Below are 15759 nucleotides of genomic sequence, written 5' to 3'. Positions count from 1 at the left end.
TAAAAGAACACACGAATGAAAACAATACTATTGAGTTTGGCTTTTTTAAGCCTTACCAGCCTGGCTTTTGCCCAGGAAAATGGAATCAGGTTTGAACATAACCTCAGCTGGGCGGAGGTCAAAGCGAAAGCCAAGGCAGAAAAGAAATACATTTTTATGGATGTCTTTGCCACCTGGTGTGTCGTTTGTAAACGGATGGATAAAGAGGTGTATACTACGGAGAAGGTTGGAACATTTATGAATGATAAATTCATCTCAGTCAAAGTGCAGGCAAATCCATCAAATGATGATTCTGAGGATATAAAAAAATGGTATAAAGATGCAGAAGAAATTGTGCGGGTGTATAAAGTTGGTCTGTATCCAAGTTTCCTTTATTTTTCTCCGGAAGGAAAATTGGTGAATAGTGACGGTGGGTTTAAGTCTCCAGAGGAATTTCTCTCCAGTGCCACTTCAGCTATTGATTCTTCCCGGAATTTTGCAAATAAAGTGGATAATTTTAATCGGCACCAAATGGATTATGCAATGATGCCTGAATTTGCAAAAAGAGCAAATGATTTAAACCGGGCGGAGCTCGCTCAAAAAGTTGCTAATGAATATATCAATGGGTATTTGTTTAAACTAAAAGGTCAGGAACTATATACCAAAGAAAACCTAAGCTTTATCGGAGATTTCCTGGGTGATGAGAACAGTAAAGGTTTTAAGCTTTTCATGAAAGAACCTGAAAAAGTAAATGCTGTACTTGGAGATTATGCTGCCCAATCAAAGGTAAGAAGGGCGATATACAATGCATATATTCCAAAAGGGGATGTAAATGCTAAAAAGAATTTTGATTGGAGATCCTTGGAAAAAACTATGGCAGCCAAATTTGGTACGGTGGGTCAGGAGGAAGTGTATTTGAATGCAATGTTCACCTATTATGATGAAAAAGATAAAGCCAATTTTGGGAAATATTATGTGCTTTATTACGAAAAAGCATTAAAACACCCTGTATATGACGTCAATAATATTACGTGGCGATTGTTTGAGCAGGTGGAGGATCAAAAAGTCTTAAAATTTGCTTGTGATGTGGTCATGAAATATGCGATAGAGAAATGGTATCAGAACGATCCTACTTGTTGGGATACCTATGCCAATCTATTGTATAAAGCTGGACAAACCACTTTAGCAATTGAATGGGAAGAGAAGGCTTCAAAAATGAAAATTGGAATGCCTGATGAGAAAGTATATACAGAGACTTTAGATAAAATGAGGAAGGGTTTGCCCACCTGGCCTACGCCGGCAAATAACTAATAATTTATGAAACACAAAATATTAATATCAATGCTCTTTTTAATGGTCGGGTCTACTGCGGGGGCACAAGAGGTGCTGCCGCTTTACCCCGACAGTATTCCAAATTCAACGGTAAAATTGACCAAAGAAGAGCAGCCAACATTGGAAGCCTATCTACCCATAAAAGAAAAAGCCACTGGAACAGCAGTGATCATTTTCCCGGGAGGTGCTTATGCTTTCCTCGCCTATGAGGAAGAGGGAACTACAATTGCCAAAGCCTTTGCCGAAAAAGGAATTGCTGCTTTTGTAGTTAAATACCGACTGCCAAAGAACGAGACTATGTGGGACAAAAGCTTTGGACCATTAATGGATGCGCAGCAAGCCATTAAAACTGTAAGGGCAAAAGCTACTGAATGGAATCTCGATCCAAAGAAGATTGGTGTAGTTGGTTACAGTGCAGGAGGTCATTTGGCTTCAACATTAGGCACACACTTTTCTAAAAGCTATATCCCAAACAATGAAAACATCAGCCTCCGGCCAGACTTTATGATTCTGGTTTATCCGGTAATCAGTATGGAAGATAAGCTGACCCATGTGGGATCTAAGATTTCACTGCTGGGTATGGAGCCATCAAAGGAAAAGGTGGACCTGTTTTCAAATGAGTTGCAGGTAACCAAAGATACGCCACCAACGTATTTGACGCATTGTGGAGATGATCAGACAGTGGACGTGAACAACAGCATTGTGTTTTATCAGGCTTTGCAGAAGAACAAGGTGGATGCGGAATTGCATTTGTTCCCAAAAGGGGATCACGGGTTTACGCAGAGGCTGCCAGTGAGTGAGTGGATGGAACCGATGTTGGGATTTTTGAAAAGGGAGGGGTTTTATAAATAAGCTATTCCGGGATCCTGAAATGAATTCAGGATGACGACCGAACTATAAAAATGAATATTATGAAATTAAAACTTATTACAGTATGCTTTGTCTTGTGTACAATCATACTCGGTTCCTGCAAAAAACAGGATGTTAAAATTACGCCTTTGGCAAGTTTACTGGTTACCAATGCGGTAAGTGGTGGTGGGAATTTAGTGTTAGGCACCAATGCTGCTCCGGTAAACAACAATGCTTTTCAGGCTTATGGAATGCTTACTGCAAGCAAAGAAATTAGGCTAGTTGACACTGCTGGAGGTATTAATAAAGTCTATTACAACCAAACCAAGGATTTTGTAAATGGCGGAGTGTATTCTTTGTTTTTAGGGGGTACTCCAGATGCTGTTGATGGGATCTTTATGAAAGAAGAGAATATTCCTTCTCATACAGCTGATGTTTTTGGTGCCAGGGTGATTAATCTCGTGACTGGCGGTGTTCCGATTAGTGTGAATGTGCAAGGCAGTGCTAACGGTTCTTTTGTAAGCAGTCTTGTTTATAAAGCGATCTCGACATTCAAGGATGTTTCTTCAGTAGCTGCTGAAGGGGATAAGGTTTTTGAATTTAGAAATGCGGCTACGGGTGATCTGATTACTTCGTTTACGGTACCTGGTTATGATATGCCTAGGTTCCGGAATATTACGCTAGTGTTTGCTGGTGCCGTAGGTGCGGAGACTGTCATTCGAGCAAATAACTATTGATACGTCCTAACCACATCTACCTATGAAAAAAACATCAATCTCCTAATTTAACCTCTATTAAGATGTCAAGACAAGGAATAAGACCCTGTATAAACCTATATGTTCAGCTTCTGGATATCCTGGCAGATAGCTCCATTGATATTCCAGCATCTATGCGTATCAGAGCTGAAAAAGCCTATCAAAGCTTATCGACTTTTCTATTTGATCTGATCTTATCTCAGAAAGGAGATCTGGAGCATAAAAGGTCGGTTATTAAAAAGTTTATTTTTTTATTACTATCCAGAAGCTCCGGAATCCTTAAGCAATATGGTATAGATCCATGCCATCCGGGCCCGACTTTGGATCTACGTCAATCCATCTTAATGGAAATCAGGGCTGATTTACTCCGCATCTTTCACCTCATTATTTACCAAGGGCTGGAAGATATCTTCCTGGAACTGAATCTGGTGTACCGTAGAATTTTAAAACGCAGTTTATGAAAGAGAATTTTATCCCCGAAGAACTGGTCAAAGCTTTCCTGGATCATGTGGAGAAAGCGCAAGTGGGTTAGCGAGTGGGAAAGGTAAGGAGTTATACAGGCTAGGCTCCATACAACTCTCGCCCCTCCGGGGAGAGATGCTCACAGGGCAGAGAGGGGAATAATAACCGCTTATTCCAGCGGAATATAAAGGATGTTGTTCTTTGAAAAGATATTGTTTGTGAAAGGAAGGTTTGTACACGTAAGATTCTTATAGTTAATATAATTATATAAAGGATAATTTTATTCCTTAATAATATATTATTTAACTTTATGGTTTAAAATTTAAATATATGGAAGAACAATTTGTTGCTGTTGTACAGTTTATTAAGGAATCTAGAAATAATGCGATTAAGTCTGTTAATACGGAATTAATCAATTTGTATTGGAATGTTGGAGGATATATTAATCAACAACTTTCGAAAAGCAACTGGGGAGAAAAAACGGTTGACGAGCTGGCTAGGTTTATTGGGGAAAATCATCCAGAATTGAAAGGATTTAATCGTAGGGGGCTTTATAGAATGAAACAATTTTATGAAACCTACATTGATCAGCCATTTGTATCCCCACTGGAGACGGAAAGTCAAAATGTTAAGAGTCAGTTAGATGCAATTGTGTCATCACCGATGACACAATTGGGGATAAATGATATTCGAAGCAGTATCCTAGTCAAGATTAGCTGGACCCACCATTTAGTTCTGATGTCGAGAGTTAAATCTAAAGAGGAAAGGGAGTTTTATTTAAGATTGTGTATTAAGGAAAATTATTCCGTTAAACAGTTAGAACGACAAATAAATGCTGGCTTGTTTGAACGTACAATGATTGGAAATACAAAACTCTCAACACCGTTGAGAGAAATTCCTGAAATCTCCAATAGTCTTAAAGACAGTTATATTTTTGAGTTTTTGAATCTTCCGAAAACGCATAGTGAGAGCGATCTGCAAAAAGGATTAGTAGGGCAGATGAAAAACTTTATTCTTGAACTTGGCAAAGACTTTTTGTTTATGGGGGAAGAGTATAGAGTACAGGTAGGAAACAGCGACTTCTACCTCGACCTACTCTTTTATCACAGAGGGTTACAGTGCCTGGTTAATTTTGAACTCAAAAATGATAAGTTTAAACCTGAGTATCTTGGCAAGCTTAATTTTTATCTGGAAGCTTTGGATCAGGATGTTAAAAAACCGCATGAAAATCCTAGCATCGGTATTTTGGTGTGTAATGATAAAGATAGTGAGGTTGTAAAGTATGCAATGAACAGGAGTTTATCGCCCACCATGGTTGCTGAATACAAAACCCAATTACCGGATAAAAAATTATTGCAGGACAAATTGCAGGAACTTATTGAAGGTAATGATTAGCTGATTTTACGTTTGAATTCAAATCTTATGGCGTGGTGCCTATTACCTGTTGCCGCTTTGATATCACAGTGTGTGATATCAAAGTGCTAAGTATTGGTAGTTTCTTTTTATACGCTTTCTTTCACAAATAATATTTACTGTTTTAATTGTTGTCACCCTGCGTTGTGTTTCGTGGGGTGATGCTTCGCGTATCTATAAATCATCATTATTGTCAATTGCCTTAATTTAACATCTCTACCTATGACTAAGTACCTTCAAAAAACCGGGCCTGAACTTTTCTTTGCTTTGCTGGAGGAAATAGGGAATACGCGTAAACCTATCGAGCCTTTGTTCTCGGAACGGTTGACGCATGCGCATTATACCTTAACCTCGGACATCTTTGATATTATTGCTAATAACAATCAAAAGCAAACTGCTAAACATTTGATTTTGGTTAGGAAGCTGCTGGTTAAACTCCGGCAGGTCAAGGGGGTGGATTTGCTGGTTCGTTTTGATCCTGAACTGACGGAGATTGGTGGTGCTGCGGGGAGAGGTGAACCGGATGCTTTTCGGTTGAAACTGGTTCATCTGGTGTTGGCTGAGCTGGACAGAGTGATTGATTTTATTATTGAGTATAAGCCGATACCACGGGTGCCGAAGAGGATTTGATTAAAAGTTATAGTGATGTTGCAGGAAACGAATACTTATACAAGAGGATTTAGTTTGGTAGACTCAGACTACTGGCCTCCGGCCTTTAAGCGATTAAAGGTATTGCAGTCTTTGATTGAACTGGATTTCAGATACAACCGGGATATTTCTGTGTATGCGGTTAAGATGGATACCAGTATCCATGCTTTGAACAGGTTTGCAAAGGCTTATTTGGGGAGGTCTGTGTATGAGTTGCTGCAGGACAGGATTTACCGGGAGGCTTTGTATTTGCTGCAGTGTACGAAGCATTCGGTTAAGGAGATTTCGGAGTTGCTGGGGTTTAGCGATTTGCCTTATTTCAGTAGGTGGTTTAAGCAGAGAAATGGGCAAACCGCTAAACAATACAGGAAGGGGTGTAAGACTTGAATTACAGGGTGCAAAAGGGGGTGAAAATATGTTTTCTGATCGCGCTGAACCTTCTAGGTTCTGAGGCTTGATCATGAAATCATATTTTCTTGGGTGCAGAGGTGGTTTTCAAGGGAGGTTAACTTCCTTTTTTTACCAGTTCCTCAATCAAAATATTGACAATAATTATTATAAATCTAACCAAATGTAAATTTTATGATCAAAACTAGTGACCTGGTCCAGTACTTCTGGATCCATTCTAACCTTATCACCAGTAAAGAAGGTGTTGAAGCTGCGCTTCATGGGGATCAACTTATTGAGGTGAGTGTGATGCTCCGCAACCATGAGGAGAATGAGGTGCGGCTTCAGCTAAGAAGTGCTTTTACTTCGCCATTAAGGTTTATTGAAGCCTTTAACTTGCAGTATCCTGAAGACATCAAAAAGATCAGCATTGAAAACCTGATGTTGCTGTATAAAAACGGGAAGGCGGAACTCAGTGTAACGGAGTATCCTTTATAATATTCCAATGAAATTAAATCATTTATTAACTCTCAAAATAACGCTCTTATGGCTATTGAAGAATTGATGGAAAAGCTACATGGCATGTTTCCAATTACGGTTCCCTTTAGAACTGAACTTAAAGAAGTAATGTATACTGAAAATGCTGACAAGCTGGAAGTTTTACTTAAAGCGGGCACTGGGGTATGGTTGGCCTGGTATCTGGAGGAAGGGCTTGTTGAAGGTAAAGTGGAAAGAAATGGAATCAAGATGGTGGAACGTTTTTATAAATCAGGAGAGATATTTACGGATATGGATGGCTTTTTTGAAGGGAAGAAAGCGCTTTTAGAATTCACCACCATTACGACTTGCAAATTATGGGTGCTGACGCGGGCTCATTATATTGAACTGGAGAAATATAAGGAAACGCACAGGCTTAAAGATGCGATGATGCTTTTGGAAAAGCGAATTGATGCGGAACGGGCTTATATGATGACTTTACAGGTTAAGGAGAGGTTTGCTTATTTTGCAAAGCTTTATCCTTTTCTGGAGCTGCCTAATAAGCTTTGTGCTTCTTTTTTAAATATGTATGAGTCTAATTACAGCAAGTACAAAGCGGACTACCTTCGAAATCTATGAAATTCGAATTTATGATATCATAAGTGTTTATTGTTCTGATATTCAGAACTTAGGGTTATTGATTGATGACTTAAAAAAACTCTTATATATGAAAACGCATCTCGGTTACCTTTTTACATTTCGAATTAAAGCAAACACTCTTGCTTTTCTTGGCCTGGTTAGCCCTGGCTTGGGTGTTGTCGGTTAATACCTGCGGGTGCCAGTGGTTCTGGTACCTGCTTGTTTCTTTTTGAATATTCGCCGCGTCCGGAAGCGAGGATAGAATATATAATCATCCATTTTTTTACCTTAAAATTCATTAACATGAAAAAATCGTTTAAAGCGGCTTTAATGGTCGTGCTGTGTGCTGGCGGGTTGACCGCGGCTTTTGCTTTTAACAAAGCAGCGTCTGTTCAAAAGGCGGGTTTAATTGCTTACACGTACAATTTGGGTACGTCTACTGGTGCGAGGAATGCGTCGAACTGGACGCTGGCTACGGGTTCTACGCCGAGTTGTGGTACTGCGGGTTCGGTTCCGTGCAAGGTGATTTTTGATAGTTCTGTGTATCCTACGTTGCAGGATTACATTAATGACCAACATTTTAGCAGTGATGCTGAGGTGGCTTATGGGCCTGGGGTTGTGAGTAAGCAATAACCTTTTTTTGAAAAATATGTTTTCTGATCTCGCTGAACCTTGCAGGTTCTGAGGCTTGATCATGAAAACATATTTTTCTTGGGTGCAGACCGGTATAGTGTTTAATTGTATGTATGGCGATGTATTGCCTGTTTTGCAGGAAATTTTATTGACTTTGGTGGAGATTAGACTGGCTATTCGGGAGTTTGAGGGGCCTGCTGTTCAGGTGGATGAATGGTTGACGGCGCAGCAGGCTATGGAGTTTCTTTTTATTGAGGAGAGGACTTTTTATAGGAGGAAGAGGGAGGGGAAGTGGGTGGTTAGGAGGGTAGGGAAGAGGTGGGTTTATTTGAAGTCTTCGCTTTGTGAAAAATAGGTTTTATGATCTAGCTGAACCTTCCAGGTTCTGAGGCTTGATCATTAAATCCTATTTTTCTTGGGCGCAGACTGGAGGGGGTGGAGACTTCTCTATTATTCAGCGAACCTGATCCGGGAACAGGGGAAATCTGTGGCGCCGGACTGGAATTACCGTTTACCGGAGGTGTATGTTGTGGCTTTGATGGATTTTAGTTTTGATCATACGCATCAGGATCAATATTTGCATGATGTTCGTTTGATGGATGTAATGACTCATACAGTATTCTATGATAAGCTCCGGTATATTTTTGTGGAGTTGCCTAAGTTTAAAAAATCGGTGGATGAATTGAAAACTAATGAGGATGGATGGTTGTACTCTTTAAGGAATATGGAAATATTAGATGAAATTCCAGTACCTTTGCGTAAGAAAAAGGTTTTTAGAGAGTTATACCAATTGGCAGAGGTCATTAATTTAAGTCCGGAAGATATGAATGCGTACCAGGAAAGTTTAAAGATTAAGCGTGATAACTATAGTGCTCTTGAGTCTGCGGAGTTGAGGGGGGAGCAGCGTGGGCAGAAGCAGGGTGAGCAACGTGGTATTGAAATTGGTGCGGAACTGGAACGTGCTAAGGCGGAGCAGGAAAAAAGGGAAATGGCTCTTGAACTTAAAAAGGAGGGCTTGTCTATTGATCTTATCGCCAGAACTACTAAACTTTCTGTCGAGGAAATCCAGACACTTATATAGAATTAAGATTTGCATTGATATTTGAATAAGCTGGAGGAGAAATTCTTTCGGCTTTTTTTGTGAAGAATAGGTTTTCTGATGTCGCTGAATCTTGCAGATTCTGAGGTTCCATCATGAAATCCTATTCTTCTTGGGCGCAGACTGGAGGGGGTGGTGACCGGCGAGGGTGGTGATTGGGTAAGGAGCAGAGTTGGGGTGTTGTTTGGGTGTCGATTTTGGGTTCAGAATTTGGTGTTGTTTTTCAATTTATTTAACTGATTTTCAAATGTTTAAAATGAATAAATTTGTTTTGGAATTGGGGTTTTTATGGTTGGAACTGCATACTTTAGCTGCAACTAATTTTTTATAAAACGACTTTTTATTTGCCTGTTTATGGTGTTAAATTTTTGCATTGTATGGGGAGTAAATGGAAGGTATAAGCGACAGAATGCCGACGAAAACTAATCTTGTAAAACAAGTAAAACCGATAGCGCTATCTAATAGCAGGTATATTAATGTAAAGACAGATTTTTCATTTAAGTATATTTTTGGGAGTGAGTCCAGAAAGAAGTTATTGATTGATTTTTTGAATGCTGTTTTTAAGGGCAGAAAGGTGATCCGTGATTTGACTTTTAATAACCCGAGTCATAAAGGGATGCGTAAAGAGAACAGGAAAACTGTTTTTGATGTGTATTGTACCGATAATAAGGGGGGTAAATTTATTGTGGAGATCCAACAGGCAAGCCAGCGCTTTTTTAAGGATCGTATTCTCTATTATTCAGCGAACCTGATCCGGGAACAGGGGAAATCTGTGGCACCAAACTGGAATTACCGTTTACCGGAGGTGTATGTTGTGGCTTTGATGGATTTTAGTTTTGATCATACGCATCGGGATCAGTATTTGCATGATGTTCGTTTGATGGATGTAATGACTCATACAGTGTTCTATGATAAGCTTCGGTATATTTTTGTGGAGTTGCCTAAGTTTAAAAAATCGGTGGATGAATTGAAAACGGATGAGGATGGCTGGTTGTACTCTTTAAGGAATATGGAAATATTAGATGAAATTCCAGTACCTTTGCGTAAGAAAAAGGTTTTTAGAGAGTTATACCAATTGGCAGAGGTCATTAATTTAAGCCCGGAAGATATGAATGCGTACCAGGAGAGTTTAAAGATTAAGCGTGATAACTATAGTGCTCTTGAGTCTGCGGAGTTGAGGGGGGAGCAGCGTGGGCAGAAGCAGGGTATGGAAATCGGTGCGGAGCAGGAAAAAAGGGAAATGGCTGTTAAGTTAAAAACAAAAGGTATGCATGTTCAGGAGATTGCTGAATTAACCAATCTTTCTATAGCTGAAATTCAAGCTTTAGTATAGGATTAAGTTCAATATTGATATTTAAATAAGCCGGGGGAGAAATTCTTTCGGCTTTTTTTGTGAAAAATAGGTTTTCTGATCTAGCTGAACCTTCCAGGTTCTGAGGCTTGATCATGAAATCCTATTTTTCTTGGGCGCAGACTGGAGGGGGTGGTGACCGGGGAGGGTGGAGAATGGAGGGGGTGGTGAGTTGGGGTGTTATTTGGGTGTCGATTTTGGGTTCAGAATTTGGTATTGTTTTTCAATTTATTTAACTGATTTTCAAATGTTTAAAGTTGATAAATTTGTTTTGGAAACGTGGTTTTTATGGTTGAAACTGCATACTTTAGCTGCAACTAATTTTTTATAAAACGACTTTTTTCTGTACTTGTTTATGGTGTTACGTATTGGCATTGTATGGGGAGTAAATGGAAGGTTTAAGCGACAGAATGCCGAAGAAAACTAATCTTGTAAAACAAGTAAAACCGATAGCGCTATCTAATAGCAGGTATATTAATGTAAAGACGGATTTTTCATCAGAATATAATTTGATTTTTAAAGGCTATGAAGCTATCATGAGCATATTCATTGTTTTTTGAGTGTTTGCTCATGATGGTTTCATTTAAGTATATTTTTGGGAGTGAGTCCAGAAAGAAGTTATTGATTGATTTTCTGAATGGAAGAAAAAGGTTTTTAGAGAGTTATACCAATTGGCAGAGGTCATTAATTTAAGTCCGGAAGATATGAACGCATACCAGGAAAGTTTAAAGATTAAGCGTGATAACTACAGTGCTCTGGAGTCTGCGGAATTAAGGGGGGAGCAGCGTGGGCAGAAGCAGGGTATTGAAATCGGTGCGGAGCAAGAGAAAAGGGAAATGGCTCGTGAACTTAAAAAGGAGGGCTTGTCTATTGATCTTATTGCCAGAACTACTAAGCTTTCTGTCGAGGAAATCCAAACACTTATATAAAATTAAGGTCAAGATTAATATTTAAATAAGCCGGGAGAGAAATTCTTCTGGCTTTTTTTGTGAAAAATAGGTTTTCTGATGTCGCTGAATCTTGCAGATTCTGAGGCTCCATCATGAAATCCTATTTTTCTTGGGCGCAGACTGGAGGGGGTGGGGACCGGTGAGGGTGCGTGATTTTATGCATTATCTCCGTCATTTCGACGATAGGAGAAATCTACGGGTGTATTATAATAGAGGAAAGGAAATTCTTTCATCATATAAATGTATTGACGACCAGTCTAAGCTCTCGCTCTATGGTTATATAGGGGTAGAATGAATCTTTAGTCTTTGTTGAATGAAATCTATAAAATCAGGTTCGAAAATCATAGTTTCCTTTGGTGTATTACTTTTTCAATTTTTTTTGGGAAAGCGCCATCAACCCATGTAAAGTAGTTTTTTCTTAAGCGAAGGACTTCAGATAATCTTTCTGCGACGGGCTTCCCTAACCAAAATAAAACATCCAGATTGTCCTCGTCTTCCATTTTTACCTGGTTAACAACTAGTGCTATTTTTCTCTGATTTCTCATTTTGTTAAGTTAGTTGCTATGTTTTGTATAGCAGTTTCTTTATACAAAAATACTGAAAAAGCAGCATTTATCTATAGATTATGTAAGTGAATTTTCCTTCTATGTATGTCAAACACTGACAAAATCTATGTCAAAGGCTGTCATTCACTGACAAAGTGATTTGTGCTATAGGTGGTTTAATTTGAGGTAGTTATGTTTGTTTTGGTAATTGAAAAGGCGGTATCTGTGCACGGGTACTGCGGGTCCTGCAGGCTATGGAATTACTTAATGAACAGATTATTTAACATTTAAATTTTAAAGAAAATGGGAACATTTATTAAAGGGGTCCATGGTGGATTCTCGGGTCGTATAGGTAATGTGATTGGTGCTGCATGGCGTGGTGTGGATTATATGCGAAGTTTACCTCGTAAGTCTAATAAGCCTGCTACGGAGGCTCAGTTGAAACAGCGTTTGATCATCCGGCTGGTGATGGGTTTTTTAAGGCCGATCAGTGGTTTGATCCGGATTGGTTATCAGAGTTATAAGAGTGGTAAGACGCCGTTAAATGCGGCTACGGTTGCTTTGATTGATAAGGCGGTTACGGGTGTTTATCCGAATTTGAATATTGATTTTCCGCACGTGATGTTCAGTAAGGGGCATTTGTTGAAGCCGATGCTGACTGGTATGGAGTCTGTGGCTACGGCGAAGATCAAATTTGATTGGTTGAACAATACGCCTTTGTATGGGACGAGTACTGCGGCTACTGACCGGGCTACTTTGCTGGTGTATAATCCGGTAAAGGAGGAGTTTGTTACGGCTGAGGATGTTGAGGTGAGGACTGGCTTGACTTTCACTTTGACTGTGCCTGCGAACTGGATTGGTGATGATGTGCATGGGTGGATGAGTTTTGTGAGTACCAGCCGCAGGGAGGTTTCGGATAGTGTGTATGCCGGGGTAACGGCGGTGTTGTAATTGGTTTCGTCATCCTGCCCCGGGGCGGGATGACGATTTTTGTTCATGGTTTAATTGGGGAAATTATGGCGGTATTTGAAAAGGGTATCCATGGGATATTCAGGGGTAGAATTGGTCAAATCATAGGTTTAAAGGTTAATGGGAAACAATATGCGCGGAGTTTGCCTACGCCGTCGAAGAATCCGCCTACTGTGGGGCAGCTGAACCAGCGGTTGAAGTTTAAGTTGTTGATGGAGTGGCTACGGCCGTTAAAGTCGGTTATTGATGTGGGTTATTTGAGGGGGAGTGGTCATGCTTCGCCACTTAACCGGGCAATGTCTTATCATTTAAAGGAGGCGGTTATTGGTGTGGCGCCGGATTATATGATTGATTTTTCGAAGGTGATTTTGAGCAGGGGGAGGTTATTGCCTTCTGTAGCTATGGAGATGAGTTTGGTGGGGAATTGTTTGTTGGTTACCTGGGCTGATTTTCATTGGTCTATGTATTGTGATTTGTATGACCGGGCGTGTTTTGTGGTGTATAATGTGGATAGGAAGGAGGTGTTGATGTTTCCGGATGTGGCTGAACGGAGGGAGGGGAAGGTGAGTTTGTGTTTGACGGAGGGGTTTGCGCGAGGGGGGGTGCATGTTTGGATGCAGTATGTTGGGAGGGGGGGATTGGTGAGTACGACTGTTTATTTGGGTTTGTTGTGAAAAATATGATTTCTGATCTCGCTGGATCTTACAGATCCTGAGGCTTGATCATGAAATCATATTTTTCTTGGGTGCAGACCGGGGATGGTGCATAATTTTTAAAAAAGTTATCCACATTTTCTTTAGTGCAGTCCCACTGCACTGAGTTTCTTTTACTTAGCGCCAAATCAAATGGCGTTATGAAAAAGATCTTATTTTATCTGCTCTTCTTTTTTACAGGAATTGCAACCTATGCCCAAAACACACCTGTTTTTAATGGCAAACAATTAATTAACGTAACTACAGTATCTGCATGGGATGTTGCACAAAGACCACCTGGTTGGTATCGGATTGCTACTTTAGCAGGGGCTAGCTCCAGGGCAAATGCTACGTTTGAACTTCGTGACAATTCTCAACATTCTACGTTGAGATTCGAGGCCGGAATAAGTTTTAACCAGGCCATCGGTTCCTCGCTTACCGTAACCAGTCACAGCTATTACAATGTCCCAGCATTTTTAAAAGTCAGATTTGTTACTTCTACAGTTTATTCTGATTCTTATCTGGAGGTCTATGTAAAGCCTCTTAATAACAATAATAATCCATTTTATGCATATGTAATTAATCCACTTTCCTATTCCGATTGGCAATTGGTTAACTGGACACCCGGAGAAATACCCTCAGGGTATACTGCCGTTGAGTTTGATGTCGATAAGTTGTTTTCGGTAGGTAATATGCCAAATAACAACATTCTAGCCGTTAACCGCAACGGATATGTTGGAATAGGTACGGATACGCCAAAAGAAAAGCTTTCTGTAAACGGCAAGATCAGGGCACAGGAACTCAAGATAGAAACAGCCAATTGGCCAGATTATGTCTTTGAGAAAGACTATGAACTTCCAACTCTGGAAGAAACAGAAACCCAGATCAAGTTAAATGGCCACTTACCAGGAATTCCCTCTGCAGCAGAGGTAAAGGCAGAAGGTATCGAAGTGGGGGGCATGAACGCCAAACTACTCAAGAAGATTGAAGAACTGACTTTGTATCTAATTGAACTCAAGAAAGAGAATAGCCAACTAAGTAAGAGAGTAACTCAAATAGAACAGAAAAAATAGGATCCGATTAAGATCCTTTAATACAGAATCAAGTTTAAACTAAACTTTAATAAAATGAGAAATATCACGATCATCTTTTTACTAATCATTGCTGGAACAATAAAAAGCTACAGCCAATCTACTTACATAACTGTGCCCGATACCCGTGCAGTTAATGATTCCGTTAGCACATTCAAAAGGAAAGTTACCTATGAATTTAAGACGAGAACAGCGGTAGGGGTGCCTGGAGCAGGTGATTACTCAGGAATGCTAACCATGGCGCCGTGGATTGATAATACTGGGGGAAAGGTACACCAAATGAATTTTAACGATGGAGGTATATTCTATAGGACGGGTACATATCTTCCAAATCAATGGGACACATGGAGAAAGTTCATTGTAGAAGATGCCAACGGAAATGTTAGCATAGGAACTACAGATCCCAAGGGCTATAAACTTGCCGTTGCGGGAAATATGATAGCAGAATCCATGAAGGTTAAACTACAAGGAACCTGGCCGGATTATGTCTTTAAGAAAGACTATGAACTCCCAACACTGGAGCAAACAGAAAAACATATCAAAGAGAAAGGTCATTTACCCGGAATTCCCTCCGAAGCCGAGGTAAAAGCTGAAGGAATTGAAGTCGGGGATATGAACGCCAAACTGCTCAGAAAAATTGAAGAGTTGACTTTATATCTGATTGAACAACAAAAGCAAATCCAAGAACTGAAGAAAACAATTAAATGCATTTCTATAAAGTAAACCTTAAACTTCAAATAGTAATGTCAATAGTCACGAGATATACACTTAAAGCAACACTCTATGAAAGTTAAAAACATTATTACCATTATCTTTTTGATATGGTTTTTCAGCGGAATAGATCTGGTCAATGGTCAAACCAGCTATAATAATCTTCCAGTCTTAATACCACCAGCACCTAATGCCGCAGAACTGGGTAAATATGGTAATTTGGATATCGGTTTGCAAACAGGTTCATTGAACTTTGAAATACCATTATATAGTATTGAAGGAAATAAATGGACAATGCCAATAAATCTGCAATATACAACATCTGGGATAAAAGTTGACCAAATCGCATCCCGGGCAGGGTTGGGTTGGGCATTTAATGCTGGAGGTGTAATTACGAGGAATGTTAACGGACAACCCGACAGACCTGGAAATAGATCCACCTTACCTGCTGACTGGAACTCATTTAACCAAAGTTTTTTAGACTATTTGCATAATGCAACCGGTGCAAGTCCTTATAATACCGAGCCTGACGAATTCATGTATAATTTTAATGGATATGCCGGTAAATTTATTTTGGATAGCGTCGATCAAATTGTTTCAATACCTCACAACAATCTGAAGATAAATTATCTATACCAAAATTCTGAATCTTCCACTATTACCATCACTACCCCTGACGGTGCGGTTTATTATTTTAATGCTATTGAATTAACCTCTTCAAATTCAACTTGCTATGGATCTTCTTCTGGTCCTTACGCCTCTCGTTTACCAACATCA

The 15759-nt window shown here is 39.7% G+C and carries 21 protein-coding genes; 20 read left to right on the top strand and 1 reads right to left on the bottom strand.

The window, feature by feature from the left end; translation table 11 throughout:
• The first annotated feature begins 15 nt into the window (after positions 1–15).
• From R2S08_RS02795 to R2S08_RS02725, 15 genes are all read left to right on the top strand, one after another.
• Complete coding sequence (locus R2S08_RS02795; protein ID WP_316833770.1) at positions 16–1290, top strand: DUF255 domain-containing protein; 1275 nt, start codon at positions 16–18, stop codon at positions 1288–1290.
• A gap of 6 nt (positions 1291–1296) precedes the next feature.
• Positions 1297–2163: an alpha/beta hydrolase gene (locus R2S08_RS02790; protein ID WP_316833769.1), complete on the top strand. Its 867-nt coding sequence runs from the start codon at positions 1297–1299 to the stop codon at positions 2161–2163.
• A gap of 59 nt (positions 2164–2222) precedes the next feature.
• Positions 2223–2897 (top strand): hypothetical protein, encoded by a 675-nt coding sequence (locus tag R2S08_RS02785; protein ID WP_316833768.1) that lies wholly within the window; start codon positions 2223–2225, stop codon positions 2895–2897.
• A 62-nt stretch (positions 2898–2959) separates the two neighbouring features.
• Positions 2960–3376: a hypothetical protein gene (locus R2S08_RS02780; RefSeq protein ID WP_316833767.1), complete on the top strand. Its 417-nt coding sequence runs from the start codon at positions 2960–2962 to the stop codon at positions 3374–3376.
• A gap of 331 nt (positions 3377–3707) precedes the next feature.
• Positions 3708–4772, top strand: a complete 1065-nt coding sequence (locus R2S08_RS02775) for a YhcG family protein (RefSeq protein ID WP_316833766.1) — start codon at positions 3708–3710, stop codon at positions 4770–4772.
• 240 nt (positions 4773–5012) lie between these two features.
• Entirely contained in the window at positions 5013–5420 is a 408-nt protein-coding gene (locus tag R2S08_RS02770; protein ID WP_316833765.1) for a hypothetical protein, read from the top strand.
• 15 nt (positions 5421–5435) lie between these two features.
• Positions 5436–5825 carry a helix-turn-helix domain-containing protein gene (locus tag R2S08_RS02765; protein ID WP_316833764.1) on the top strand — a complete coding sequence of 130 codons (390 nt, stop codon included), beginning with the start codon at positions 5436–5438 and terminating at the stop codon, positions 5823–5825.
• A gap of 195 nt (positions 5826–6020) precedes the next feature.
• Complete coding sequence (locus R2S08_RS02760; RefSeq protein WP_316833763.1) at positions 6021–6323, top strand: hypothetical protein; 303 nt, start codon at positions 6021–6023, stop codon at positions 6321–6323.
• A gap of 48 nt (positions 6324–6371) precedes the next feature.
• Positions 6372–6941 (top strand): hypothetical protein, encoded by a 570-nt coding sequence (locus tag R2S08_RS02755; RefSeq protein WP_316833762.1) that lies wholly within the window; start codon positions 6372–6374, stop codon positions 6939–6941.
• Between the two features lie 303 nt (positions 6942–7244).
• Positions 7245–7574, top strand: coding sequence for a hypothetical protein (locus R2S08_RS02750; protein ID WP_316833761.1), 330 nt, complete (start codon positions 7245–7247; stop codon positions 7572–7574).
• A 61-nt stretch (positions 7575–7635) separates the two neighbouring features.
• Complete coding sequence (locus R2S08_RS02745) at positions 7636–7929, top strand: hypothetical protein (RefSeq protein WP_316833760.1); 294 nt, start codon at positions 7636–7638, stop codon at positions 7927–7929.
• A 60-nt stretch (positions 7930–7989) separates the two neighbouring features.
• On the top strand, positions 7990–8655 hold the full coding sequence (locus R2S08_RS02740; RefSeq protein WP_316833759.1) for an Rpn family recombination-promoting nuclease/putative transposase: 666 nt from the start codon (positions 7990–7992) through the stop codon (positions 8653–8655).
• 427 nt (positions 8656–9082) lie between these two features.
• Entirely contained in the window at positions 9083–10006 is a 924-nt protein-coding gene (locus tag R2S08_RS02735) for an Rpn family recombination-promoting nuclease/putative transposase (RefSeq protein WP_316833758.1), read from the top strand.
• Positions 10007–10119: 113 nt separating this feature from the next.
• On the top strand, positions 10120–10260 hold the full coding sequence (locus R2S08_RS02730) for a hypothetical protein (protein WP_316833757.1): 141 nt from the start codon (positions 10120–10122) through the stop codon (positions 10258–10260).
• Between the two features lie 468 nt (positions 10261–10728).
• A complete protein-coding gene (locus R2S08_RS02725; RefSeq protein ID WP_316833756.1) occupies positions 10729–10953 on the top strand; it encodes a hypothetical protein in 225 nt (74 codons plus the stop codon).
• Between the two features lie 362 nt (positions 10954–11315).
• Here R2S08_RS02725 and R2S08_RS02720 read toward each other — a convergent pair whose 3' ends face one another.
• Entirely contained in the window at positions 11316–11474 is a 159-nt protein-coding gene (locus tag R2S08_RS02720; protein WP_316833755.1) for a hypothetical protein, read from the bottom strand.
• Between the two features lie 348 nt (positions 11475–11822).
• Between R2S08_RS02720 and R2S08_RS02715 the strand changes: the two genes are divergently transcribed.
• The 5 genes from R2S08_RS02715 to R2S08_RS02695 form a co-directional block, all read left to right on the top strand.
• The gene (locus R2S08_RS02715; RefSeq protein ID WP_316833754.1) at positions 11823–12470 is read left to right on the top strand and encodes a DUF6266 family protein; all 648 of its coding nucleotides are present in this window, start codon (positions 11823–11825) and stop codon (positions 12468–12470) included.
• A gap of 65 nt (positions 12471–12535) precedes the next feature.
• The gene (locus tag R2S08_RS02710; protein ID WP_316833753.1) at positions 12536–13162 is read left to right on the top strand and encodes a DUF6266 family protein; all 627 of its coding nucleotides are present in this window, start codon (positions 12536–12538) and stop codon (positions 13160–13162) included.
• A 179-nt stretch (positions 13163–13341) separates the two neighbouring features.
• Positions 13342–14253, top strand: coding sequence for a tail fiber protein (locus R2S08_RS02705; protein ID WP_316833752.1), 912 nt, complete (start codon positions 13342–13344; stop codon positions 14251–14253).
• 54 nt (positions 14254–14307) lie between these two features.
• Complete coding sequence (locus R2S08_RS02700; RefSeq protein WP_316833751.1) at positions 14308–14994, top strand: hypothetical protein; 687 nt, start codon at positions 14308–14310, stop codon at positions 14992–14994.
• 60 nt (positions 14995–15054) lie between these two features.
• Positions 15055–15759: hypothetical protein (locus R2S08_RS02695; protein ID WP_316833750.1), on the top strand; the 705-nt coding region annotated here is incomplete at its 3' end.

This window comes from Pedobacter nutrimenti (assembly GCF_032678445.1).
Classification (GTDB): domain Bacteria; phylum Bacteroidota; class Bacteroidia; order Sphingobacteriales; family Sphingobacteriaceae; genus Pedobacter; species Pedobacter nutrimenti_A.
The sequence above is the reverse complement of the archived record's forward strand: the minus strand, read 5'-3'. Positions and strand labels throughout refer to the sequence as shown.